At 41.4% G+C, this 25,045-nt stretch carries 26 protein-coding genes; 16 read left to right on the top strand and 10 right to left on the bottom strand.

Annotation, left to right across the window (positions count from 1 at the left end; translation table 11 throughout):
• Nucleotides 1-35: 35 nt before the first annotated feature.
• Genes AUR67_RS18120 through pspF form a run of 6 tightly spaced genes read right to left on the bottom strand, consistent with a single transcriptional unit; the run spans nucleotide 36 to nucleotide 6,402 of the window.
• Nucleotides 36-797 (bottom strand): ATP-binding cassette domain-containing protein, encoded by a 762-nt coding sequence (locus tag AUR67_RS18120; protein ID WP_054562070.1) that lies wholly within the window; start codon nucleotides 795-797, stop codon nucleotides 36-38.
• Nucleotides 797-1,789, bottom strand: a complete 993-nt coding sequence (locus AUR67_RS18115; protein ID WP_058586298.1) for an oligopeptide/dipeptide ABC transporter ATP-binding protein — start codon at nucleotides 1,787-1,789, stop codon at nucleotides 797-799. The genes AUR67_RS18120 and AUR67_RS18115 overlap by 1 nt, the downstream gene beginning before the upstream one ends.
• A gap of 2 nt (nucleotides 1,790-1,791) precedes the next feature.
• Complete coding sequence (locus tag AUR67_RS18110) at nucleotides 1,792-2,685, bottom strand: ABC transporter permease subunit (RefSeq protein ID WP_058586297.1); 894 nt, start codon at nucleotides 2,683-2,685, stop codon at nucleotides 1,792-1,794.
• Nucleotides 2,672-3,706, bottom strand: a complete 1,035-nt coding sequence (locus AUR67_RS18105) for an ABC transporter permease (protein WP_058586296.1) — start codon at nucleotides 3,704-3,706, stop codon at nucleotides 2,672-2,674. Before AUR67_RS18105 ends, AUR67_RS18110 begins: the two co-directional genes overlap by 14 nt.
• Nucleotides 3,706-5,313 carry an ABC transporter substrate-binding protein gene (locus AUR67_RS18100; RefSeq protein ID WP_054562066.1) on the bottom strand — a complete coding sequence of 536 codons (1,608 nt, stop codon included), beginning with the start codon at nucleotides 5,311-5,313 and terminating at the stop codon, nucleotides 3,706-3,708. Before AUR67_RS18100 ends, AUR67_RS18105 begins: the two co-directional genes overlap by 1 nt.
• A 15-nt stretch (nucleotides 5,314-5,328) precedes the next feature.
• Complete coding sequence (gene pspF, locus AUR67_RS18095; protein WP_054562065.1) at nucleotides 5,329-6,402, bottom strand: phage shock protein operon transcriptional activator; 1,074 nt, start codon at nucleotides 6,400-6,402, stop codon at nucleotides 5,329-5,331.
• A 188-nt stretch (nucleotides 6,403-6,590) separates the two neighbouring features.
• Here pspF and pspA point away from each other — a divergent pair, with 188 nt between their 5' ends.
• The 16 genes from pspA to AUR67_RS18010 all read left to right on the top strand — a co-directional run bounded on the left by pspA (nucleotide 6,591) and on the right by AUR67_RS18010 (nucleotide 18,490).
• Nucleotides 6,591-7,253: a phage shock protein PspA gene (gene pspA, locus AUR67_RS18090; protein WP_054562064.1), complete on the top strand. Its 663-nt coding sequence runs from the start codon at nucleotides 6,591-6,593 to the stop codon at nucleotides 7,251-7,253.
• Between the two features lie 57 nt (nucleotides 7,254-7,310).
• Entirely contained in the window at nucleotides 7,311-7,544 is a 234-nt protein-coding gene (gene pspB, locus AUR67_RS18085) for an envelope stress response membrane protein PspB (RefSeq protein WP_036969793.1), read from the top strand.
• On the top strand, nucleotides 7,541-7,942 hold the full coding sequence (pspC, locus tag AUR67_RS18080; RefSeq protein WP_054562063.1) for an envelope stress response membrane protein PspC: 402 nt from the start codon (nucleotides 7,541-7,543) through the stop codon (nucleotides 7,940-7,942). The genes pspB and pspC overlap by 4 nt, the downstream gene beginning before the upstream one ends.
• 62 nt (nucleotides 7,943-8,004) lie before the next feature.
• Entirely contained in the window at nucleotides 8,005-9,417 is a 1,413-nt protein-coding gene (locus AUR67_RS18075; protein ID WP_058586295.1) for a YcjX family protein, read from the top strand.
• Nucleotides 9,414-10,448, top strand: coding sequence for a TIGR01620 family protein (locus AUR67_RS18070; RefSeq protein WP_058586294.1), 1,035 nt, complete (start codon nucleotides 9,414-9,416; stop codon nucleotides 10,446-10,448). The genes AUR67_RS18075 and AUR67_RS18070 overlap by 4 nt, the downstream gene beginning before the upstream one ends.
• 134 nt (nucleotides 10,449-10,582) lie before the next feature.
• A complete protein-coding gene (gene megL / locus AUR67_RS18065; RefSeq protein ID WP_058586293.1) occupies nucleotides 10,583-11,764 on the top strand; it encodes a methionine gamma-lyase in 1,182 nt (393 codons plus the stop codon).
• A 226-nt stretch (nucleotides 11,765-11,990) separates the two neighbouring features.
• On the top strand, nucleotides 11,991-12,788 hold the full coding sequence (gene phhA, locus AUR67_RS18060) for a phenylalanine 4-monooxygenase (protein WP_054553132.1): 798 nt from the start codon (nucleotides 11,991-11,993) through the stop codon (nucleotides 12,786-12,788).
• 9 nt (nucleotides 12,789-12,797) lie between these two features.
• Nucleotides 12,798-13,142: a 4a-hydroxytetrahydrobiopterin dehydratase gene (locus tag AUR67_RS18055; RefSeq protein ID WP_058586292.1), complete on the top strand. Its 345-nt coding sequence runs from the start codon at nucleotides 12,798-12,800 to the stop codon at nucleotides 13,140-13,142.
• A 120-nt stretch (nucleotides 13,143-13,262) separates the two neighbouring features.
• A complete protein-coding gene (locus tag AUR67_RS18050) occupies nucleotides 13,263-13,832 on the top strand; it encodes a hypothetical protein (RefSeq protein ID WP_058586291.1) in 570 nt (189 codons plus the stop codon).
• Between the two features lie 124 nt (nucleotides 13,833-13,956).
• Nucleotides 13,957-14,355 carry a hypothetical protein gene (locus AUR67_RS18045; protein WP_152996546.1) on the top strand — a complete coding sequence of 133 codons (399 nt, stop codon included), beginning with the start codon at nucleotides 13,957-13,959 and terminating at the stop codon, nucleotides 14,353-14,355.
• A 479-nt stretch (nucleotides 14,356-14,834) separates the two neighbouring features.
• Nucleotides 14,835-15,221: a hypothetical protein gene (locus tag AUR67_RS18035; protein ID WP_058586288.1), complete on the top strand. Its 387-nt coding sequence runs from the start codon at nucleotides 14,835-14,837 to the stop codon at nucleotides 15,219-15,221.
• A gap of 133 nt (nucleotides 15,222-15,354) precedes the next feature.
• On the top strand, nucleotides 15,355-15,639 hold the full coding sequence (locus AUR67_RS18030) for a hypothetical protein (RefSeq protein ID WP_058586287.1): 285 nt from the start codon (nucleotides 15,355-15,357) through the stop codon (nucleotides 15,637-15,639).
• Nucleotides 15,640-15,722: 83 nt separating this feature from the next.
• Nucleotides 15,723-16,388 carry a hypothetical protein gene (locus tag AUR67_RS18025; RefSeq protein ID WP_152996545.1) on the top strand — a complete coding sequence of 222 codons (666 nt, stop codon included), beginning with the start codon at nucleotides 15,723-15,725 and terminating at the stop codon, nucleotides 16,386-16,388.
• Between the two features lie 139 nt (nucleotides 16,389-16,527).
• Nucleotides 16,528-16,815 carry a DUF6959 family protein gene (locus AUR67_RS18020; protein WP_058586285.1) on the top strand — a complete coding sequence of 96 codons (288 nt, stop codon included), beginning with the start codon at nucleotides 16,528-16,530 and terminating at the stop codon, nucleotides 16,813-16,815.
• A 618-nt stretch (nucleotides 16,816-17,433) separates the two neighbouring features.
• Nucleotides 17,434-18,204: an RHS repeat-associated core domain-containing protein gene (locus tag AUR67_RS18015; RefSeq protein ID WP_058586284.1), complete on the top strand. Its 771-nt coding sequence runs from the start codon at nucleotides 17,434-17,436 to the stop codon at nucleotides 18,202-18,204.
• On the top strand, nucleotides 18,197-18,490 hold the full coding sequence (locus tag AUR67_RS18010) for a hypothetical protein (RefSeq protein ID WP_058586283.1): 294 nt from the start codon (nucleotides 18,197-18,199) through the stop codon (nucleotides 18,488-18,490). Before AUR67_RS18015 ends, AUR67_RS18010 begins: the two co-directional genes overlap by 8 nt.
• 782 nt (nucleotides 18,491-19,272) lie before the next feature.
• Here the strand turns inward: AUR67_RS18010 and AUR67_RS18005 are convergent.
• From AUR67_RS18005 to dapD, 4 genes are all read right to left on the bottom strand, one after another.
• Nucleotides 19,273-20,364: an efflux RND transporter periplasmic adaptor subunit gene (locus tag AUR67_RS18005; protein ID WP_408003014.1), complete on the bottom strand. Its 1,092-nt coding sequence runs from the start codon at nucleotides 20,362-20,364 to the stop codon at nucleotides 19,273-19,275.
• Nucleotides 20,361-23,471: an efflux RND transporter permease subunit gene (locus tag AUR67_RS18000; protein ID WP_058586282.1), complete on the bottom strand. Its 3,111-nt coding sequence runs from the start codon at nucleotides 23,469-23,471 to the stop codon at nucleotides 20,361-20,363. Before AUR67_RS18000 ends, AUR67_RS18005 begins: the two co-directional genes overlap by 4 nt.
• Before the next feature lie 192 nt (nucleotides 23,472-23,663).
• Nucleotides 23,664-24,062, bottom strand: a complete 399-nt coding sequence (locus AUR67_RS17995) for a hypothetical protein (RefSeq protein ID WP_152996544.1) — start codon at nucleotides 24,060-24,062, stop codon at nucleotides 23,664-23,666.
• 154 nt (nucleotides 24,063-24,216) lie between these two features.
• Nucleotides 24,217-25,044, bottom strand: coding sequence for a 2,3,4,5-tetrahydropyridine-2,6-dicarboxylate N-succinyltransferase (gene dapD / locus AUR67_RS17990; RefSeq protein WP_054553126.1), 828 nt, complete (start codon nucleotides 25,042-25,044; stop codon nucleotides 24,217-24,219).
• Between the last annotated feature and the right edge of the window lies 1 nt (nucleotide 25,045).

Raw genomic sequence — 25,045 nt, 5'->3', positions numbered from 1 at the left:
CTGATAGCTGATAGCTGATAGCTGACAGCTCACTATCAGCAGTTCAACAACTTCTGCGTCACGTTTGATTGCGGGTTTTGGAAAATCGCTTCGGTTTGGCCGTATTCAACAATCTCACCGTGATCAAGTACCACAAGTTGGTCGCTAATATGACGCACCAAACTTAGGTGATGAGTGATAAGCACATAGCTAAGGCCAGTATCTTTTTGTAGGCGTAGTAATAAGTTTACCGTTTGTGCGCGTACAGACGGGTCTAGAGACGATAACGCCTCATCGAGCACTACAACCTTAGGGTCTAAAATTAAAGCCCGTGCAAGCGCTATACGTTGCAATTGTCCACTACTAAACATATGCGGGTAATAGTGCTGATGATCTAACAGCAAACCCACTTTTGCGAGGGTTTGTTTTATTTTATCTTCACGCTCTTCTTTGTTTAGGTCAGTGTTGTACTGTAAGCAGTCGTTAAGCATGTCGCCAATGGTTAAACCAGGATTCAACGACGCTTCAGAGTCTTGGAAGATCATACGAATATGGCGACAGTCGTTATCACGTAAGCCATCATTTTCGATGATATTACCATCGAGTAGAATTTGCCCTTTGTCGGCGTTATCGGCTCCTGAGAGTAATTTAGCTAAGGTACTTTTGCCTGAGCCGGTTTCCCCGATAATTGCAATGGTTTCACCTTGCCCTAAGCAAAACGAAATATCTCTTAAAACAGAGAATCGTTTTCGTGAAAACAAGCCTGCACGCAGGTTAAAACTCTTTGATAACGCTTGAACTTTGAGCAGTGGTTGCATTATTTCATCGCCTTAATTAATGGGAAATGGCAGGCATAACTATGACTATGATGCTTGGTCAATTTCGGGGTAACAACACATTCTTTTTGTGCTTGTGGGCAACGTGGGCCCAAGCGGCAGCCTATTGGCAAATGCTGCAAGGTCGGAATGGTGCCTTTTAAAGCATAAAACGGCTCTTTGTGAGCAAGCCCTTGCTCGTAGTCGGGCAAGCTTTTTAACAGTGCTTGAGTATAGGGGTGATATGGCTGACTAAAAATGCGATTAGTTGGGCCAGCTTCAACCATTTGCCCACAGTAAAGAACATGCATGCCATGAGACCACTCTACAATTTCTTCAAGTTCGTGAGAAATCATCAAAATCGACATGTTCTTTAGCTGGTTCAAGCTTTTTAACAGTCTAAATACTTGCGCACGCGTGGTGCTTTCAAGGGCGGTAGTTGGCTCATCGGCAATCAATAGTTTAGGAGTACGCGCAATGGCCATGGCAATCATCACTTTTTGACAAATACCTTCAGAGAGCTCATGAGGGTAGCTGTCGAGTACCTTTTTATGATCTTTAATACCGACCTTATGGATTAACGCTTTTACTCTGTCTTTACGCTGTTTATTTCGCTTTAAGAAAAAGCCACTGGTCGCTTGCGCAGGCAGGGTCTCGGCAATTTGGTCAAATATCTTGGCAGTTGGATCTAGGCAGCGACTTGGATCTTGGTAGATCATTGCAATGTCTTGACCTACGAGTTTACGGCGTTGCTCGTTAGATAGGCGCATTAAATCAACACCACGCCAGTGCATTCGGTCTGCAGTGATGTACCAGCGTTTATTTAAAACCCCAACAATGGCTTTTGCAATTAAGCTTTTACCTGAGCCAGACTCGCCAACTAAAGCATGCACTTCACCTTCTTTTAAGGTCATGCTGACTCTATCAACCGCACGAATAACAGTATCTGAGGTGCGTAACTCTATCGTGAGATTGCGAATATCGAGTAATTGCATAATTAGTCGGCCTTACGTTCTTTAAGCACTTGGCGTAAACCGTCACCTACTAAATTGGTAGACAGTACTGCTAAAAATAATAATACGCCCGGTAAGCCAACAGTCCAAGGGGCAAGGTAAATTAAACCCAAGTTTTCAGCCAAAATGGCACCCCATTCTGTGGTTGGGGGCTGTGCGCCCAATTTTAAAAAGCCAAGTGCCGAGATATCCAAAATAGCCGTAGAAAGCGCCATGGTAAAAATAACCACAATATGCTCGTAAATATTCGGGAAGATACCGCGGGCGAGAATATGCCAGTTTGACGCACCATCCAGTTTAAATGCCGTGATGTAATCTTTGTTAAGCTCTTCAACAATTAAGTTACGTACCGAGTGAATAAATTGAGGCAGTAAGGCTAAAATAATCGCCCATACTGTATTCATTAAGCCCGGGCCAAGAATCGCAATAATAATGATGGCTAGTAACAGCGATGGAATAGATAACGTAATATCAAGCAAGTGATTCAAAAAGCTTGAGCGAATACCCCGACTGATCCCAGCAAAAGTACCTACTAATACCCCAATTACTGTGGTGATCAAAGCGGCGACAACCGACAAACCAAAGGTGTAGGTTGCACCATTCATTAAGCGCGATAACACATCTCGGCCTAAATCGTCGGTGCCTAATAAAAAGCGTACGTCACCTGCATCATGCCACGATGGAGGTAACAGCAGAGCATCGCTGTGTTGCTGGTTCACGCCATAAGGTGCAAGGAGTGGTGCAGACACGGCCAGTAACACTAACGCAATAAACAACCATAAACCCACAAGGGCAGGGTGATTGGTTTTAAATTTTTTCCAAAATCGCGCTAACGGCGATTTATTCGACTCTTCAGAGAAAAAATTAAACTTTGCCATGAGCTTGGTTCCGCGATAATGGGTCGAATAAGGTATAAGTGAGCTCAGCAATAATGGTAGCTAAAATAACGAACATAGAAACAGCGAGTAAGCCACCTTGAATCGCAGGGTAGTCGCGCTGATAAATACTATCGATAAGCCAACGACCAATGCCCGGCCATGAGAAAATAACTTCGGTGATCATCGCAAGGGTGATCAAGGTACTAAACTGTAAACCTATTTGTTTAATAACCGGTAGCAACGCATTACGCAGAGCGTGGTGAAGGATCAGCTGTGCACGGTTTAAGCCTTTAGCGCGTGCTGTTTTAATGTAACTCTGATCGAGTACTTTCAGCATAGAGTCGCGGGTAAAGCGAACCAGTACTGTGGTCGGATACATGGCAAGTACAATGGTAGGCAAGGTTAGGTGGTGTATTGCATCTAAAAATGCCATGCCATCATACGGAAAGTCACCTAATATGATATCGATTAAAATAAAGCCGGTAATAGGTTCAATTTCGTAAAGTAGACCCATACGGCCCGACATCGGAAACCAACCGAGTTGCAGTGAAAACACCATGATCAACAATAGCGCTAACCAAAAAACAGGCATCGAGTAGCCAATAAGCGTGCCTGAGTTTATAAATTTGTCTGGCCAACGTTTGTAGTAAGCAGAAGCTAAAATACCACCCGGCACGCCCACAGCAACCGAGACAAATAATGCGTAAAGGCTAAGCTCTAACGTTGCAGGAAATAAGTCTTGAATATGCTGAAATACGCTTTCGCCAGATGCAAATGAAATACCCCAATCACCCTGAATAATACGCTCTAAAAAGGCAAAGTATTGCACTACGTAGTTTTCAGTAAAATGGAATTTGTCTTCTAAGGCACTGGTTTGTGAGAAGGTACTATTGGTAATACCGCTTAAGTTAGTTAGTGCATCACCCGGGAACAAAAAGCTCAATGAAAAGGTAAAGATACTCAGTGTCAGCATCATAAACATTAACAGTGCTAAGCGGCGCAGAATATAATCAAGGATCATTATTCTTTCCTCGCGTTAGCTAGTGAAATGCCACCAAAAGGGCTTAAGCTGATGCCTTTAACATCACTACTTGCTGCTTGAAAGCGCATACCATGGGCTATCGGTAAAATAGGCAGCTCTTGCACTATGATCCGCTGAGCCTGATTGTAGTATTGTTTACGCTTTTCAAGATCTGTTGTGTCTAAGGCTTGTGTAAGTAATAAATCAAACTCAGGGTGACACCAATTTGCTGGGTTTTTACCACTGAAAGTCGCAGTACAACTTAATAATGGGCTCATAAAGTTATCAGGGTCTGGCGTATCTGCAGCCCAACCAAGTAACACGCTATCGTGTCTATGTTCACCAATTCGTTGTAAAAAGGTATTCCACTCGTACTCGACGATATTAACGTTCACACCAATTTTGCGTAAATCACTTTGCATCAGCTCAGCCATTTTACGGGCATTGGGGTTATAAATACGGCTTACTGGCATGGCCCAAATATTCATATCAAAGCCATTTTTGTAGCCAGCTTCTGCGAGTAATGTTTTGGCAAGTGCAGGGTTAAATTCAGGCATGGCTTTTTGCGCTTCAAATGCCCAAGAAGCCGGAGGCAGTAAAGACTGCGCTTTAATGCCGTTCCCGTAATATACCGCTTGCATGATTTTATCGACATCAATGGCGCTTGCGAGTGCTTGGCGTACACGCACATCATCAAAAGGCGGGCGCTCTGTGTTAAAGGCCCAATAACCAATATTTAAGTTTTGCTCTTTTTGAACTTTAATGTCTTCACGTTGCGATAAAATACTTAGCTGTGCGCTGCTTGGGTGCGCAGTAACATCACACTCTTTGGTGAGCATTTTCGCAACGCGTGTGGTGCCGTTTGGCGTAATGTCATACACCAGTTGCTCAAGTACTACAGGGTGTTTCCAGTAGTCTGGGTTGCGGTAATAGCGAATTAAACGGTCGCGACGATATTCTTTATATACATAAGGGCCAGTACCCACAGGGTATTGGTCAAATAAGTTTTCTTGGTTTCGCGCTTTAAGCTGCATGGCGTATTCTTCGGATAACACCACGGCAAAGTCGGTTGCAAGGTTTGCTAAAAAGCTGCTTTCAGCATTATAAAGCTCAAACCGTACTTGGTAATCAGAAACACGCACAATGCGACGAATAAGCTGATCAATACCCACACTTTGAAAATAAGGGTAGCTGGCATCGCCAACAAAGTGATAAGGGTTATAAACGTCGAATAAGCGGCTGAAAGTAAAAATTACATCATCAGCGTTAAAATCACGGCTTGGAGTAAAGTATTTTGTGGTATGAAATTTAACCCCTTTACGGAGGGTAAAGGTAATTGCTTTGCCGTCTGGGCTAATTTTCCAATCAGTTGCCAGCTCTGCTTTAAACTCGGCAGACACTGGATCAATACTTAACAGGCGATCATAAAGCTGATTGGCGATAATATCGATAGTCGAACCTGTCGTTGTCACTTGCGGATTAAACGACACAGGGTTTGCTTCAGCGCAATAGACTAAGCCCTGGTTCTTTTGTTCTGTGGTTTTTTCTTCGTTATCTAGGCAGCCTACTAAGCACACCAAAGACAAAGCAAGTAACGGTTTAAACACCTGATTAGCCTCTAACTATTGCTGCTGATCTAATAAATTGTATTTTTTCAAATAGCCACGTAATTGATGATACGTTAATTCTAAGTGTTCTGCAGTTTTCTTTTGGTTAAATTGGCTATGTTCAAGCGCTTTTTTAATGACATCAATTTCAAAGTCGTTAGACAGCTGCTTTAAATTACAAGGAAATTGAATGTCGGGCTTATTGAGTGTCACAACGTCTTGATTTTGTGTCGTGGCGATAGGCGCAGCTTCGACGTTTGCAACAGGGGCACTGCTAACTGCAGCTTTAACGCGCTGTTTAGGTCTAAATTTACTCGCAAATGGATCTAAAATAATCTGGTGAACGGGAATATGTTCGTTACCATGACGATATAAACTACGTTCAACCACATTCTTTAATTCACGAATATTACCCGGCCACTCATAAGATTGTAGCGTTTCGATGGCGCTACGCGTAAAGCCACTAAATAGCTCCCACTCAAGGTCGCGGGCCATGTTAATTGCAAATTGTTCTGCCAATAACATGATATCTTCTTGGCGTTCACGCAGAGGGGGCAGGGTAATAACATCGAAGGCGAGGCGGTCGAGTAAGTCGCTTCTAAATTCGCCTTGCTCAGCAAGGGTTGGTAAGTCTTCATTGGTCGCACAGACTAAACGGGTATCGACTTTAACGGTTTGCTTACCACCAACGCGTTCAAATTCGCCGTATTCAATAACGCGTAGTAGTTTTTCTTGTACCATCGCTGAGGTATTGGCTAATTCATCAAGGAATAGCGTACCGCCATTAGCACGTTCAAAGCGGCCTTCGTGGCGTTTGCTAGCACCGGTGAATGCGCCACTTTCATGACCAAATAATTCACTTTCGAGCAGGTTTTCGTTAAGCGCTGCACAGTTGAGCTTTATATAGTTTTGGTCCCAACGCTTAGATAAGAAGTGCAAACGGGCAGCAATGAGTTCTTTACCCGTACCGCGCTCACCAATAATAAGGACTGGCTTTTCTAAACTGGCTAGTTGCGAAACTTGATCAAGTACACTTAAAAAACTGTCAGATTGGCCGAGTAAATTATCCTGTTGGCGAAATTGGCTCATATTCCCTAACTCTTAGTCATTTTTACTAAGATCTAGTGTATTTCATTATCTATGAGAACTAAAGAAATTTATAAATTTAGTTTAACTGTTTGAATATATTAAGTTATTCTAAGTTTATAAAAGTTGGCAAGCATATTGATACTAGATATACCAACTGATTAAGTTAAAACACCAAAGAGGTAAATGTTATGGGAATTTTTTCACGTTTTGCAGACATCGTTAATTCTAATATCAATGCCATCTTAGATAAAGCAGAAGACCCAGAAAAAATGGTTCGCCTGATCATCCAAGAGATGGAAGATACATTAGTAGAAGTTCGCTCTACATCAGCAAAAACACTTGCTGAGAAAAAAGAGCTAGTACGTCGCGTTGAAACTTTGAAAGTTCAAGTTGCAGACTGGCAAGAAAAAGCTGAATTAGCACTAAATAAAGATCGTGATGATTTAGCACGTGCAGCACTGATTGAAAAGCAAAAGTCAGCAGATGCAGTCGCAGCGGTTGAAACTGAGCTTGAGCATGTAGAGTCTCACATCGAGAAACTACAGCAAGAAGTCAGCACGTTACAAGAGAAGCTTGCTGATGCAAAAGCGCGTCAAAAAGCAATCATCTTACGTCAACGCTCTGCTGAGTCACGTCTTGAAGTTAAAAAAGCACTCGACAGCTCTAAAGTTGAAGACGCTTTAAACCGCTTCGAACGTTACGAAACTAAGATCGATGGTCTAGAATCACAAATAGAGTCTTATGATCTTGGTAAAAAATCATTAGCTGACGAAATTGCTGGTCTTCAGCAAGACGAAAAGATTGATGATGAGCTAGCTGAGCTTAAGAAAAAACTAGCAGATAAAAAATAATAAATGGGGGCATGTCCCCCAATGCTTAAACACATAACGGATTGACAGGAGAGTACCATGTTCGACGCAGAAGTTTTGATGGCACCGATTATTGTTTTTATGGTGGTTGTTGCCCCACTTTGGCTAATTTTACATTACCGTAGTAAAAAACAAGTGAGCCAAGGTTTAAGTGAACACGAGCACCGCCAATTATTAGAGCTTGCACAAAAAGCAGATAAAATGGCAGAGCGTGTTGAAACATTAGAAGCCTTACTTGATCAAGAGGCTCCGCAGTGGAGACGTAAAGTATGAGTACCAAACGCGAATTATTTAGAGACGCAGAGCGTGGCAAAATAGCAGGTGTGTGCGCAGGTATTAGCGATTACTTTAACATGGAGCTTTGGCTGGTACGTATTTTAGTCGTGACAGCAGTGCTATTATCAGGTGGTCCATTTATTGTTGTTGCTTACATTGCTGCTTGGTTTATTTTAGATAAAAAACCAGCAGAAAAAACAGAGAAAAGCACAGACAGCATTCACCAAGACCCGCTTGAAGTAAAATTTAAAGTATGGCAAAAAGGGGAACCACCTCGCCGTGCATTGCAAGACTTAAAAGATCGTCTTGCTCGAGTTGATGGTCGTTTACAAGAGATGGAACGCTATGTCACATCAACAGAATTTACGGTTAGCCGTGAAATCAACAAACTTTAAAGGATATATACGCACCTTGTTTGCATCGTGATACCCAGCGCAAATAAGGTGCTAGACACTTTATGAGCCAATCATTTGCAAAGAACACCTTTAATTCGTTAAAAAATAAAGCGGAAAAAGCCCTTCACCGTAGTTTAGATCAACACGTGAAATTAGCCGTCACAGGGTTAAGTGGCAGCGGCAAAACCGCTTTTATTACCGCCTTGGTTAAACACTTAACCAGTCAAGCTGACGAAAAAAACTTACCTTTTTTTGATGTGATGCGCGAAAAGCGTCATATCGCTACAAAAATTGTGCCGCAGCAAGCACTGACAATACCGACATTTGAATACACAAATGCATTATCAGCGTTATTACCTGTTGAAGGTGAGCCAGCTTGGCCTGCCTCTACCGAGCGTATAAATACGCTACGTTTAGCAATTAAGTACCAAAGTAACTCGGGGCTACGAGGTCACTTTGCACCGCAGTCAACGCTCTATTTAGATATTATTGATTACCCTGGTGAATGGCTACTTGATTTACCAATGCTAGAGCAATCATTTGCTGATTGGTGTGAGTCACAATACTCACTCTTGCAGCAAGCAGCACGCAACGAAAAAGCGAAGCCATTTTTAACAGCCCTTGCTGAACTTGATTTATCAGCCAGTGTTGATGAGAGCAAACTTGCTGATGTTGCAGCGCTTTATCAGCAGTTATTAGTGGGCCTTAAAAACGACACCAAACTTGCCATGCTGCAACCTGGTCGCATGCTGATGCCAGGCGAGCTAAAAGGAGCGCCGCTACTGCAGTTTTTTCCGGTTGCGAATGTGCCTGAAGACATAACCGAAGGGTCGAATTTAGCGCATCTTAAAAAGCGCTATAAAGCCTATGTAAAAGAGGTTGTAAAACCTTTTTACGAGCAGCATTTTCGTCATTTTGACCGACAAATTGTGCTGGTGGATGTGCTCAGCGCCTTGAATGAAGGCAGCGAAACCTTGCATGAGCAAAGCCGTGTTATTAACCAATTGTTGGCGCACTTTAATTATGGTGAAGCAAGCTTCTTTAAACGTTTGTTTAAACCAAACATCGACAAGCTACTGTTTGCGGCCAATAAGTCAGATCATATTAGTGCGCAATATCATAAAGATTTAGCGTTATTGCTTGATTCAATCGTGCATGACCAAACGAATCACTTAAAGTTCGAAGGCGTGCAAATCGAAACCATGGCAATGTCATCTATCTGCGCTACAGAGCCGCGCCAAGTGGCTGAAAAAGGCCAGCAGCTAGCTTGTATTTATGGCAAGCCTTTAGACGAGCAAGAATGGCTAACGTATTTACCGCCGCAGCCACCGTCACGCCTGCTCAACAAACAAGAGTGGCCAAAACAGGGCTTTGAGTTCTTATCGTTTTCGCCACTGCCATGCCCTGATAAACGGTTAAAGCATATTCGTTTAGATCATGTCATGCAGTATCTGATAGGAGATAAACTAACATGAGTGAGCAACCAAAGGAGATGAACTTTCAGGCAGGTCGCCGTATTTCAAGCTCTGCAAGCAACGAAGCTCCTGCAGAGGAGTTAACAGTTGCTAAAGTGATAGAAAACGCCGAATTTATCGACACTGAAGAAGAGCAGCAAGATAGCATTGAGCTTGAGCCTGTGTATAAAAAGTCGAAATGGCAAACTCTAAAAGGGGTGTTTGTTGTTAGCTTTTTAGTTTTAGTGTTACTAGAGTTTGCGATGTCATTGTTTGTGACGTTCCAGCAATCAATTATTTTAGGTTCGGTGTATTTAACGGCTGTTCTCAGTGGTGTGCTACTGATTGCCCGTGTTATTTGGCGCGAGTACCGCATGCTAAGAAGTTTGAAGCGCAATCAATTGCATCGAACCGAGGCCGACCGCTTACTCAATAGCGAGCAAGTAGGTGAAGCATTACCGTGGCTTGAAAAGCTTAATAAACATCAAACGCTTACTGGGTTTGAAGAGTTTAAGCAGCAAATAGCGAGTCATCATACCGATAAAGAAATCATGACCTTATATGCCGATAGCTTATTGGTAAGCCAAGATCAGCAAGCGAAAAAACTGATTAACCGTTTTGCTACTGAGTCTGGCTTATTGGTTGCGCTAAGCCCGTTGGCTTTAGTCGATATGATGGCGGTGCTATGGCGTGGCACTAAGCTCATTGAGCAAATTGGCCGTATTTACGGTATTGGTTTTGGTTATGCAAGCCGTATTAAATTGTATCGCTTATTAGTGAAACAAGTATTGTTTGTTGGTAGTGCAGAGTTAGTCTCAGATTTAGCGGCAACGGCACTAAGCGCTGAATTACTGGGGAAATTGTCGGGCCGTGCAGCGCAAGGGCTAAGTGCTGGTATTTTTACCGCGCGTATAGGGTATAAAGCGATGGAGCTTAGTCGCCCGTTACCTCGCTTAGAGCATAAGCGCAGCTTGCTAAAGGAAACTGCCAATAGTATTGCCCGTAAAATTGCCTCACGTACGAGCGACAAAGAGACCGAAAATACAAAATGACAACTTTTGTGTACAGTTAATAAAAACGGCTGAGTGATATTTAGCCATCTGAGCATCCGGCATGCTTGTGCATTGTGGGTATCTACGTTTTATTTATGAGTATGAAGTACTGATAATAAAAACGAGAACACACAATGACTAAGCATCACTTACATACACAATGTATTCACGGTCCAGAAAAACCAAATGACCCACATGGCGCACTGAGTGCGCCACTTTACCAAACCTCTACCTTCTCTTTTGCTAATGCAGCCCAAGGTGCAGCCCGATTTGCTGGTGAAGAGCAGGGCTTTATTTATACCCGTTTAGGTAATCCGACAACCCAAGAGCTAGAACAAAAAGTGGCTCAGTTAGAAAACTGTGAAGCTGCGGCTGCCACAGCGACCGGTATGGGGGCTGTGTCTGCGTCTGTGCTTAGCTTTTTACAACAAGGTGACCACCTAGTGGCATCAAGCGCGTTATACGGTTGTACCTTTGCATTTTTTGCTCACATGTTGCCGCGCTTTGGTATCGAAGTTACTTTTGTTGATATGACCAACGAAGCTGAACTTCGCGGCGCGGTTAAAGCCAATTCAAAAATGATTTTTGCTGAAACACCAATTAATCCGACCATGGCGGTGCTTGATCTAAGTTTAATTGCTGATGTTGCCAAGCAGCATCAACTGATAAGCGTTATCGACAATACCTTCTTAACGCCTCTGCTACAGCAACCTACCTCGTTTGGCATTGATATTGTGGTACATAGCGCAACTAAATACCTAAATGGCCATGGTGATGTGGTAGCAGGGCTTGTGTGTGGCACAGAGGAGCATATCAACCTGATAAAAATGTCGGTGCTAAAAGATATTGGTGCAACGATTAGCCCTCATGATGCATGGTTAATTAATCGCGGTTTAAAAACCCTTGCTGTACGCATGGAGCGCCACTGTGCAAGTGCCCAAGTAGTTGCTGAATATTTAGAGCAACACCCGTTAGTAAGCCAAGTTTATTACCCTGGGCTTAAATCACATCCGGGTCATCAATTTATTGGTTCACAGATGAAAGCCGCTGGTGGTGTTATTGCCTTTGAAATAAAAGGCAGCCTTGAAGATGGCGAAACATTTATAAATAACACCCAGCTTTGCACTCTTGCTGTGAGTTTAGGTGATGCTGAAACCCTCATTCAACATCCTGCATCGATGACACATTCGCCTTATACACCTGAAGAAAGAGCAGCTGCTGGGATCAGTGATGGCTTAATTCGATTATCAGTTGGCCTTGAGGATGTTAACGACATTATTAACGATCTTAAAACTGCATTTACATTCATTGGTTAGGTTGTAGTTTTAAGTTTACGGTTGCGGTTACTTTTATCCCTTTAAAAATAAGGTGTGTAAACTTTTGGATCTTTTGGTGTAATTTTAACTTTACGTTGGAGCTGTTTCTGCAAACCTTAGAAACAGCCTTAACTATTAAAATTTCGCTTACTTTTACATAGTATCGGCTTAACAAGTTAATGAGATTCTGATCAATGCTGATCAAGATTTAACGAAGAAGGTTATTATGGCTAAAGCAAGTAATTACACCTCCAAGCAACCTGATGAAAATGGGGTTATCCATTGGAGCGAAGAAGAAAATAAAATATGGTCTGAGCTAGTTGCTCGCCAACTCGCTTGCATAGAAGGTAAAGCCTGTGATGAATATTTAGCAGGTCTTAAGAAAATTAATTTACCAACAGATCGTATTCCACAACTTAGTGAACTCAACGAAGTGTTACTCGAAACAACGGGCTGGCAAGTTGCGCCTGTTCCGGCACTGATCGATTTTGATGAGTTCTTTCGATTATTAGCAAACAAGCAGTTCCCAGTAGCGACTTTTATTCGCAGCCGTGAAGAGTTTGACTACTTACAAGAGCCAGATATCTTCCACGAGATTTTTGGCCATTGTGCCATGCTTACCAACCCAGCATTTGCTGAGTTCACACACAAATATGGTCAGTTAGGTTATGCCGCAGAAAAGAAAGATCGTGTTTATTTAGCACGCCTTTACTGGTTTACTGTTGAGTTTGGTTTAATGCAAACCGAACAAGGTCTGCGAATTTATGGTGGTGGTATTTTATCAAGCCCAGGCGAAACACAATACGTGTACTCAGATAAGCCAGAAATCAATGCGATGAACGTGCTTGATGTATTACGTACACCTTATCGTATTGATATTATGCAGCCTGTGTACTACACCATTAACTCAATCAATGACTTATTTGATATTTCACAAATGGATATCATGTCGCTGGTGAGTAAAGCAAAAGAATTAGGGCTACATGAGCCAAAGTTTCCTCCTAAAGAAAAATTAGCAAGTTAAGGATTTATAATGTCTTCATTAAGCACACAAAAGTGTGAAGCGTGTCGTGCGGATGCGCCTAAAGTATCTGATGCTGAATTAGCAGAATTGATCAAAATGATCCCAGATTGGGTTCCTGAAGTGCGCGACGGCATTATGCAATTAGAGCGTGTTTACAAGTTTAAAAACTTCAAGCAAGCACTTGATTTTACCAATAAAGTGGGCGCTATGGCTGAAGAAGAAGGTCACCACCCAGGCCTGTTAACTGAGTGGGGCAAAGTAACTGTTACTTGGTGGAGCCACTCTATCAAAGGGTTACACAAAAATGATTTTATCTGTGCTGCTAAAACAGACGATGTATTCGCTGCACTGTAAATTTTAAGTTCTGCCCAGAACGATAAAAGGCGTAACCTCAGGTTGCGCCTTTTTGCTTTTTTAGAGCCCAAGAATTAACATTGAACTCTTATCTTTGCGAGAACACTAGAAAAGTAAATAATGAAAAACAAAGCGCTTATTCTGCCATTCCTACTCATTTTACTGCCCTTAATTGATAGTTTGTTTATCCCGCAAACATTTGGCATTCAATGGCACAGCCCTAAGCTGATGTATCAAATAGGCGTAGCACTGATGATTGTAAAGCTCACTATGGTTGCCATTGGGCTTTGGTTATTACTCAAAGCAAAGTGCCTTTATATGGAAGCCAGTAAATCGACCCGTATTCTTAAATTTTCAGTATTTTTACTCGGCGGCTTACAAGTGGTGATTATGACAGCAATATGCTTTTGGTATTTAGTAGCGGGCACGCAAGCGAAATATTTTATGCTGCAAGACAACATTGCTGTATTTACCGCTGATTATGGCGTATTTGCTCCGGTACATCATGAGTTCTCATTTATATGCTTTAATGCCAACGGTTTTTACCACATGCAACCAATAGCCCAGCTACCTTGGCTCGGAACCTTTACCTTTACTAGCCAAGATTCACGTTTGATCATTCAACATAAAAACCAAAGCGGCGCGAATACTCAAGAAATTTCATTAAAAGGGTATGGCTGTTTGCAATAAAGTTAGGAAGTGTTGGCTTTGTGAAAGGTGGTGCAATTATAAGTGGTTTTCTGAATACATGCTCTGCAGAAGCCATTATCAGCCATTTCTAAATCATAATTGTGACATAGCACATGGAGACAAATTGAATAGTTTAAGGATAGTAAAATACACTTTAGCCATGCTGGTTTTGAATACCGTATTAAGTACCTTTATCACTCTAATGATTGGAAGTGATAACTTAGCTTCACTCTCATTCGGTAAATATTTTACATACCAGTTATTACCATCTTATTTATTGAGCGCAGCTATTTATACCGTTATGGCTAAGCGCAATGTTGTAAAAGCTTGGAATTATGCCCTAAGTGTATATTTACTTAGCTTTATAGTGGGAACAATAATTGTATCGATACTATTACAAACGTTATTTATCCCACCTTTATGGTTTGTAGAAGTGCCTTTGAGTATAGCCTTTGCGATTGTTGGTACTGTCATCGGAATTAAGTTAGGTACTCTGGATAGTAAGGAAGCCAAAGGGCCCTGAACTTGTTTTTTCTTCTAAAAAGTCAAAAAAATTAAGAGCTTAATTTAAAGGTGGAATAAAGATGATTAAGAAACTGATAGTTATATTTTTCTTTTTGTTTCTTCCCATAATCGGTATTTTGTTACATGTGTTTACGCAGTTTCTACATCTATCTCAATGGGAGATTATAAACATCATCGTTTCTGTAATTTTTTCAGTGCTTTTTGTTATGAAGCAGTATTTGTTATCGAAAACGTTAGGAGCATTACTGGTTACCTCAATAGTCTCAAAAAATGCATACTTACTACTTGAATCTTCATATGAAATTACAACAGCTATTATGCAAGTAGGTTTCGTTATAGTTTATCAAGCTGCACTGGGCTTACTCGCTTTGTACTTTCTTCATAAGAAAACTAATTTGTAAAGTTGTCAGGTCTTGCTTTTTTCTTTCATAAGGCAAAAACAAGACTTGGCCCTCTTAAAACTTTAGGTTGGCAAATATGAATATTACAAAAGCATCAGAGTTGATGGCCCTTCACAGAGCCATTGTCGAGGCAAAGTTCAAAGAGTCGCACATTGATTCCGCCATTCCATATAGTGGGGTTATTGCAGATTTATCATCAAGGATTCTTGCGGATATTGTTCATACTCTGCAAGAAAACGGCGAGCACGATGAAGCGATTGGTTGGTCGTCATTAATTAAACTAAATGAAGATTGGCATGGCTATGAATGTATAAAGAATTGGATACGAGAAACTAGAAGTTGGATTGATATGGATGAGGAAGATAAATCACAATTCATTAAAGTTTTGTGCTCACCATACCAGGCATCAAAACATCAACTAAACAACTTAATTAAGTTTGGTGATACAAATTGTAAGGTTTAACTTTTTTGTACCCTGTAGCTGGTAAAAATAATAAGTTGTTTAATTTTTAAGGCTTAGGTCTTGTGCCTATTGAGTAAAAAGTCATAAGCAAAATCTAACCCAATAGATTGAAAAAATTAAAGGTTATAGATAAATGTCAGGTACAAAATTGTATACATTTTTAATGGATTGGAATGGCGGTACTTTCATATCTCAGTTTAGGGGTGACAATATTCAAGAAGCAACTAAGGGTTGGTTAAATCAATTAAGTATTGAAGAAATAAAAACATCTGAAAGAAGTCTTTCTTTGTTTAAGAGTAGCTTACAGGACGATTTACAGCCAATTGCAATAGAGGGTAATACATCTGTTTGGTGTCTTTCTGAATTCATAAGTGGTGAGTTAGCAATCATTAATATAATCGCCACTCTCGAAAAATAAAATTACTCTACTGGTTAGAGCAAATGGAGGGTGGAGCTACCTTTCGGCTTCTAAAAAGTCTAAAACTAAGAGGCAATAGATTTATGCCAAAGTTAAGTCAAATAGAACTTTACCTTGACGGTAATTATTCGGAAGAAGATAAAAAGGTGTTTCTTTTTAAGTCTCGTTGCTTGTGTAATTTTTGGGAAAGAGAAATCAGTAAACTCAAGTTTACCTCTAAATACTCACGAATAAATGTTTATGTGACAGATGGCAGTACAGAGATAAGGGTGCAGCCAATGAAAGTTGTGCCTTTCCTCGAAGTTGTAGTTCATTACCCGTTAGAGAAAATAAGCCATTTAAAGGATTCTCAGTTTCAACAGCATTACATAAGGATATTAGAAAAAGCTTTGTCGGCTGCTGTATCTGCAATGCCAATTCCTCTTGAACAAAGCTTGGGTATATTGCAACGGTTCGAAGCTAACAATTATAAGAATGAATGGGTTCAATCTGAAAAAGTATCGGCCAAGAAATCAATAGAATCTAAAGTCATTGCTACACTCTCAATGGATGAATTTAAATTAACTCAATTTGTTTATTTGGATTGCAAATTAGCAGATCAACTAATTATTGCTAAGACTCTACCAAGAGAACTCTTGTTTAATAGTTATCTAGGCAAGCTTTCTATATCAAAGGGCAATATTCTTGAATATAAAAAAGGAAAAAGTACATTGTCACAATTTGATCTTACATCAGCTAAATTTATTTAGTTTGTTTAACTAAGCGTATATGAAGTGGGCCGCTCTATCTTAGTACTTTAATAAGTAAAAAAACATGACCTGACCATCATAATATTGGTCTGGTAGACAAAGTGCTGTCCCAAATAACATATAAGTTGGAGAAGGGTATATGACAATTGAATTGCTCACTGAGCCTAGAAATTTTGCAGTATGTAAAATGGCTAAAAGGAAGTTTCCTGGGGTAGTATTTCAAGGAGATAGTCTTTTCGCAATGCACAACTTATTGCAAAAAGCACTTGTGGAGTTGAAACAATACACCCAGAACATAAACGATGAAGAATCTGTAGTTCACGATATAGAATATGAACTGGATAAAATTAAAAATATCTTAGAATCATATGAAGATGTATGTGAAAAACATGGTTATGACTTGCCATATATAAAACCAAAAATATAGAAATTTAGCTTTTTGCTTCCAGAAAATATGAAAAGCAAGATCTGATTTGTGCAGTTCTGCCAGCAGGTAGCGGTGCCGCTGAAGCAATAGGGGATGCAGTCAATGAATCATCAAATAGTAATACACCATCTATTAGAGATACTTTGGTAATTGGGCTGATGTATGTAACTGGACCTAGAAAGCAGTTGGTAATGCTATTGGCAAAGTCGCTGAAGCAGCAGAAGGTTCGTTTGGAGTATTAGACTTGCGACACAAATAACAAAGGATATCGTAAGAAAAACTGTTGATGAAGCAATGAAACCAAATAAAAAGTAGTATATGAAAAGTAAAAATATTTTTATAAGAGCAATAAAATATAGCTTAATCTCTTCAAGTATAATTTTATTACTTGTGCTGTACCGGATGCTCACATCCGAAGTTGTGGGAGAACCCTTAGAAATATTTTATCGACTTCTGATCACCTGTTGCGGGGTTGTACTTTCTATGTATTTTATATTTGTTTTATATCTGTACTTTAACCCAGATGCAGATAAACCAAGGAACAAAGATTAAAGTTATGTCCCTGCCTCCAAGTAACCAATAGGGTCAGTTCTAACCAATAGGAGAAAATGAAGGACCATGGTTTGCTTTTTGCCCTTGGTAAGTCTGAAGTGGCAATTTATTAGTGAAACGAATAGCTCAGGTTCAATAATAGCAACACATAAGTATGGCCCATTTGGAGAGCCGATTAATACCAGCTCATCGCGTTTCCGTTACACAGGGCAAATCTTACTTCCAGGTACTAAGCTTTATCACTACAAAGCACGGGTTTACAATCCGAAGCTCGGCCGCTTTATGCAAACCGACCCCATCGGCTACGAAGACGGCATGAACTGGTACGCCTATGTGGGGAATGATCCGATTAATAATTATGATCCAAATGGATTAGAAGTACGTGCAATATATGATCGTACCAACAACGTTCTATCGATTAGAGATTTAGATTCCAAGGAACGGATTGTAATTAACGCATTTTCTGGTGGCAATCCTTGGGGAAATCCAATAGAAGTCGGGGATTATGATATTTTGTATACACCAAGAAAAGATTTCTATAGGTTAGAGCCTTTGGATAGCAATTATGGCGATGATACTCACGATAAAACAGGCAGAGATTTGTTTAGATTGCATAAACCAGGGTTGACTATAGGCTGTATTGCTGCCGAAGACCAAGAAGGATGGGATCTAGTCGACTCAATTCTGCAATCAACGAAAACAACAGGAACAGAAGTTGATTCAAAGTCTAAAAATCCTTTTGCAGATAAAAAAGAAGACTCTACTAGGTATGGAAAGCTCAGAGTAGTTGAAGTCAGTGGAAGGCTTGAATCTTTAAAGTTGAATAAAAATGATTAAAAAAGTGCTTAGTATTTTAACTTGGCTAACAACCATTATATTAATTGCATATAGTGGATTAATATTGACTGAAATAGTTGGTTTGTTATTGAAAGGATATGCTTCACTTCCGATTATATTTATTTTTAATACAACCTATATTTTGGTTTTCCTCTTAAATATCTTTAACTTGCTTTCCTTCTTGCTTGGTAGGTTAAGTTACTGGAAAGTAGGGGGAATAATAAACGCCACTTTGCTTTTAACATGGTTTATTTCAGTTGCATTCAATGTGATTGAGTTAATGTAAGGTGGTGGAGTACTTTTGATTTAAAGCCTCGCTCGTGCGGGGCTTTTTAATGTCTGTAGTGTTCAGTCTGTCCAGCAGCCCGATCAGCATCTTCCAGTAGAGGTGTTCAGGGCTTGCCAGTGGGGTGTGCAGTTTGGGGCAGCGCCGCCAACTACAGCTGTATTATTGCCTCTGGTTACAGGCTGAATTGGGTGGTCCATTCCCGGCAGACATATGGTCGAAACTGAACAGAACCCCGGTCCAAAGTAAGCGGAACCGTGGTCGGTTAGGTGCGGAATTTCCAATATTTATATAAGTGTATTTATATCAACGTTGATAGTTCTATACTTGTTTGATGAAAATCATATTCTTGTTGAATTAGTTATATTTATTGGGTTAATCTTATTGTTTAATTTTACCTTTATTAGGTTTGAGAAAAAGAAAAGTGATAAAGGGTCAAATAAATAGGTCGCCTCTTATAATTCAATTCCATTAAATCTAAAGTGTTGTTTACAAAATTATCGTCATAACGTTTACCAAATTATTTATCATAAAATTTGGCAGGGTTATGACGGTTTTTCCCACGCTTTTATCGAACGATTTTTTAGCCAGGCCAAATTTCCACTATACGTTATCTCATACCCGGTCATAACATTTACCAAAAAAATAAAGGGGTCTTGTCTTGCTTTTTGCTTCCTAGAAAGTCAAAAACAAGCGCAACTCTTAATAATCATTACTACCCTTTATCATAACTGCCAGCTCTTAAAATATTAAATAGCTGGCAGTCATCTCAAGCCTAATAGTTATTGCTTTACCTGAACTTCGACTTCTTGCCCGGTTTGCAGTTGCTCGGCGCCGCGTACTGCGACTTTATCGCCCGCATTTAAGGTGATGTTTGAAGTCGGGGTGACTTCAACCAGTTTATCTTTGCCATTACCGACTTTTACGGGAATTTGCAGGGCTTTGTTGTCGTTGTCGATTTTGACGATATGGGTGCCTTTTTTGCGTAAGATCAGCGCATCGCGATTCACCAGTAGTACATCCCCTTTGCTTTTTAGTGGCACGGCTACATCAACCAGTTGGCCAATTGCCCATGTTTGCTCGGCATCATTTGGTAGTAGGGCACGTACTTCTACGGTTTGTGAACGCGGATCGGTTGATGGGATCACCGCTGTTACGGTGGCTGTTGTCATATCAGGGGCTGATAAGTCGCCGGCTTGAATCGGTAACTCTATGCCTTTGTGTAAAAACTTTAAGTATTTAACAGGCACGTACAAACGCACTTCTAGGTTATTAATATCGAGCAGGGTGACCAGTTCATCAGCACGATTTATTTCGCGACCAGCGCGTTTAAAACGCTCGCTGATCACGCCGTCAAATGGGGCGCGCACGGTTGCACGCGAAAGCTGATCGTCTATTACTTTTAATTCAACCTTAGCCAGTGCGATATCAGATAACGCAAGGTCATGCTTATTTTGCATATCATCGACTTGGCTTGCTGCAGCACTGCTGGCTTTGGCGAGTTTTTGTAAACGAGCGAGCTCTTGTTGATATAAGCGTAGGTTTATTTTGGCGCGATTGAGCATTTCTTGCTGGCGTGCTTTTTCAAGTTCAAGCGGCAAAGTATCCATACGTACTAAGGTATCGCCACTTTTAACCAGAGTACCTGGCTCAACAACATATAATAAACGCCCGCTAACACCCGCTGTTAGGGTTACATCATCTTTGCCATACAGAGTGCCGCTAACTTCAATTTCGCTTGTCAGCGGAGCTTGTGTGACGGTTTCTACCGTAACAGGTACGACTGCAAAGGCGTTAAATGCGATAAGACTGAATAGCGCACAAAAGCGAGCAGTTAATTTACGAAAAGGTGTGTTCATTGTTTTAATACTCATTGATTCGATACCAAGCTTAAAGGCGTTTTTTCTGGTTGCTGTTTGTTATTAACAGGCGGCAGTTGTCTGCCAAGTTGCAATAAACTTGGCATTAATATCAGGGTAAATAGGGCACTAATGGCCATGCCGCCGACAATCACAGTGGCAAGGCCACGGTAAATTTCTGATCCTACCCCCGGCATTAGCATCAGTGGCAGCATGCCAAATAAGCTGGTTAAGGTACTTAAGTAAACGGGTCTTGCGCGCAGCAGCACTGCTTGGCGAACAGCGTCTTCTCGGCTGAGCCCTGCGGCCATCGCGACACGGGTTTGATCAACCAATAAAATGGCATTATTTACCACCAGACCCAGCAAGATAATAAAGCCAATCATGGTCAGTAAGTCGAGCGATTGGAAGGTAAATAAGTTAAGTACAAATAAAGCCAGTACACCGCCTGCAATTGCCAGTGGCATAACCAGTAAAACTAACGCGCTGTCTTTGGCTGACTTAAACAATGCGGTCATTAGCAAGAATAAAATAAACAGAGCCAAGATAAAGTTGATTGTCATTTCTTGCATGGCCGAATTCATCTTTTGTGCGTTACCCGCCAAAATCGCGCCAGAGCTGTCAGGCAAGCTTGCACGAACTTTTGGCATAACTTGCTCAGAGAGAATAGTTTGCGCTTGTTGCAAGCTCATGTCTGCTGGTGGCGTGACAACAATACTCACGGTACGGCGGCCATTAACACGTCTAAGCTGTGTTGGGCCTACGGTGCGCTCAATATTGGCAAGCTCACCTAAGGTTTGAATACCTGATTGCGGGGTCACAATGGGCAGTGCTTTAAGCTCCTCTGGAGTTTGCCATGGAATACCGCGCAAAATCACGTTCATGCGTTCGTTGCCATCAAAGTATTCATTAACAAATAACCCGCCTGTATAGGCTTGCACTGCTTGAGATACGTCACGACGAGTCAGCCCTGCTTGGGTTATACGGCGGTCATTGGGTGTGAGCCTAAGTTCTGGTTCTGCCATATCGAGTCGTGGTTGTGGCCTTGCAGTGGCATTCGGCATTGCTTCGTTGACAGCTTGCAGCGCCACATTGGCACCGGCTATTAGCTCGTCCATATTCGGACCCGTTAAATCGATATTGATATTGCGACCATCACCACCATTAGCAACTTGGATCATCGACCCTCTAAAGAAGAATACTTGAGTGTCGGGTAAATCAATGAAGATTTCTTCTCGGGCAACCTTCATTAATTCTTCAACACGTTGTGGATCGGCAGAATAAATAAAACCGCCAGCATTCGAACCAAAAGCATAAAAGTTAAAGTCTTTTATCCCCGGCTCTTTTTCACCTGTGTAATAAGGCATTAAGCGCTTTTTAATACGCATCAGCAGCTCTTCTTCCATAAACTGCACATTGCCGCCAGGCGGGGTATTTAAGTTAAAGAAAAAGCCATCGGTTGGTGCGCGCGGCATAAAATCAGTTTTCGGAAGCATGGTCATGGTCGCGACGAGTGAGCCTCCCAATAACGACACTATCCATACTATTTGTTTAACGCGGGTATTGGTAAGCGCCATGATAAAGTTAGTCAGCTTCTGCCAATATTCACGATAAGGATCCGCTTTTAGCTCTTTGTCTGGCCAAAAGTGATTAGCCAACGGAATAAGTGTAATTGCGCAAATCATAGAGGCAATTACAGCAATGGATAAGGTAAGCGCCAAGTCAGAGAATAACTGCCCCTCAATACCTGCCATAAATAAAATAGGCAAGAAGATAGCAACGCTGGTGGTGGTTGAGGCAAATAAGGCACCTGTTACTTGAGCTGCGCCTTTTAGCGCGGCTTTTTTAGTATCAAAGCCTTCGCTTCTAAGCCTTGCGATGTTTTCTTGCACTATGATGGCGGCATCAAGTACTAAGCCAACAGCAAAGGCAAGGCCCGCCAATGAAATAACATTTAAGCTGCGGTCAAAAATATTCAACGTTAAAAACGCGACTAACAAAGAGACAGGAATCGTCGCTGCAATCACAAACGTGGCCTTTAAGCCTCTAAAGAACAGCCACAAGATTAAACACGACAGCAGAACACCTAGGCCTAAGTTACTTTTAACCAACGACAAAGCATTACGAATATGCACTGAGGCATCAAAACTTAATTCAATCGATAAGCCATTCTCAGCCAGTGGCCCTTCGTTTAGCTCTTTAATGGCAAGGTTAATTTCGTCGAGTAGGGCAACGGTATTGGCTTCGTTTGCGCGCGAAATACGAATGTAATACGCGGGTTTACCATTTCGACCACTCATCCCTAAACGGTCAGAAAAAGTGCGCTCTACACTTGCGATATCGCCAAGGTAAATGGGTCTATCGCCTGAATAACCAACGCGCATTTGTGCCATGCTCGATAAATCATATTGCCCAGTAAAGCGCACGGTATATTGACGACGGCCAACATTGGCAAGGCCACCCGAAGTATCGCGTGAGCTGGCTAATACGTTACTGATTTGGTCAAGGCTGACGCCAAGTGCGGCGGCTTTGTGAGGGTCAAAGGTGATACGTAACTCTTTTGGTCGCTCACTGGCTAAATCAACGCGGGCAACACCAGGAATACGTGCCAAACGGGGCTCAACAAATTCATCGATTTGTTTTTGGAACTGCGCCATGTCTAAATCAAGGCTGTCGCTATTAAAATCTTTCGGGGTGACCAGTAAAGTAGCTGCGGCTTCCCCATTATTACCGCCAGCAAATACCACAGGATCAAATGCATCTAACGGCAGAGGCGGCGCTTGGTTAAGGCTAGTTAAAACATCAAGCATGGCCTGTTGCATGTTTTGCCCAACAGCAAAAGTCAACGTGATAGAGCCATTGCCACGGTTAATGTAAGTATTAACCTCTAAGGCACCCGGGGTGTTTTTTACTGCGTTCTCGAGCGGCTCAATGATCACCGATTCAATCTCTTCAGGTGCAGCTTGGCGCCAGCCTGAGAAAATAGTGATCTGCGGTTGCTCAATATCTGGTGTGAGCTGAATCGGCAGCTTAAAAATACTCAACATGCCAAACAACATAATCAACACCAAGATGACAATAACACTCGCAGGGTTTTTCAGCGAACTACGTGTCAGGTTCATTGTGTGTGTTCCAAAATCAGTTTGTGTGCATTGTAGTGCGATGTAAAAAAAGTGCCAGTGAGGTAAATGAAATGTGTTTCAGAAGTAACGCTGAATAGCCGTAATTAAGCGATAAAGTGTGTATTTGAAATAAGATGTAACAATTTAGCTGGGGAGCTTTAAGTTTTAAGCATTAAGTAATAGCGCCTGAAACTAGTGAGTAGTATCTTTTCGGCTAAGGGAAGCCACATTTTGCTCAAACACACGTTTTACTTCTGCACTGTAGTGATTGTGGTCGTTAATGGTGATAAATGGGTTCGTAAAACTAACATCACAGAAAACCGTATAACACTGGATTTTAACTGCAACTCGATCTGGGGTTGCAAGGCCATCTAAGGTTGTTTGCAATGCTTCAAAAACATAATCTTTATTAACGTGCGATGTTAAAGCAACTTCAAGTTCTTTAACTTCTATGCGATGTGAATTCATATCAGTTACAAAAAATTCGTATAGGTAACTACGTGATACAAACAGCAAGATTGCCACAAGGTAGAATAACCCTGTGTAATAAAATAACTCCGTGTGGGTAAAACTCCGAAACGACTTAAACATTTTTACTATTATTTTTGTTTGTTTTTTATACTAAAACATATTTGCGGGTATATCTCAACAAACTAGCTAAAAATCACTGCATTACAGATAATAAAAAAGCGCGAAACTAGTTAGCATCGCGCTTCTTATCTCTAAAACTTAAAGCTCAGTTTTATTATTCATCAATCGAGCGAAGTAGGGCATTAATACCTACTTTTTCGCGAGTTTGCTGGTCAACTTTTTTCACGATGATGGCAGCATATAGGCTGTGCGAACCATCTTTTGACGGTAAAGAACCAGGAACAACAACCGCACCAGCTGGTACTCGGCCGTAATGGATTTCGCCAGTTTCACGGTCATAGATACGTGTGCTTTGGCTGATGTAAACACCCATTGAGATAACAGCGCCTTCTTCAACTACAACGCCTTCAACAATTTCAGAGCGTGCGCCAATGAAGCAGTTGTCTTCAATAATAGTTGGGTTAGCTTGTAGTGGCTCAAGCACACCACCAATGCCTACACCGCCCGATAAGTGAACGTTTTTACCAATTTGTGCACACGAGCCAACCGTTGCCCATGTATCAACCATTGTACCTTCATCAACGTAGGCGCCAATGTTGACATAAGATGGCATAAGCACCACGTTTTTACCTACGAAGCTGCCTTTACGTGCCACAGCATTAGGCACAACACGCATGCCGCCTTGTTGGAATTGCTCTGGTGTATAGTCGCTAAATTTAAGTGGTACTTTGTCGTAAAACTGATTAACACCATCGCTCATTGGTTGGTTATCACGAATACGGAAAGACAGTAGCACCGCTTTTTTTAACCATTGATGTACAACCCACTCACCACTGATTTTTTCAGCAACACGTGCAGCGCCGCTATCAAGTAATTCAAGCGCGTCGATAATAGCTTGTTTTACTTCACTTGATACCGTGCTTGGGCTGATGCTATCGCGGTTGTCCCAGGCGTTTTCGATCATGGTTTTTAAATCTGACATA

The organism is Pseudoalteromonas sp. XI10 (assembly GCF_001469895.1).
Taxonomy (GTDB): Bacteria; Pseudomonadota; Gammaproteobacteria; order Enterobacterales; family Alteromonadaceae; genus Pseudoalteromonas.
The sequence above is the reverse complement of the archived record's forward strand: the minus strand, read 5'-3'. Positions and strand labels throughout refer to the sequence as shown.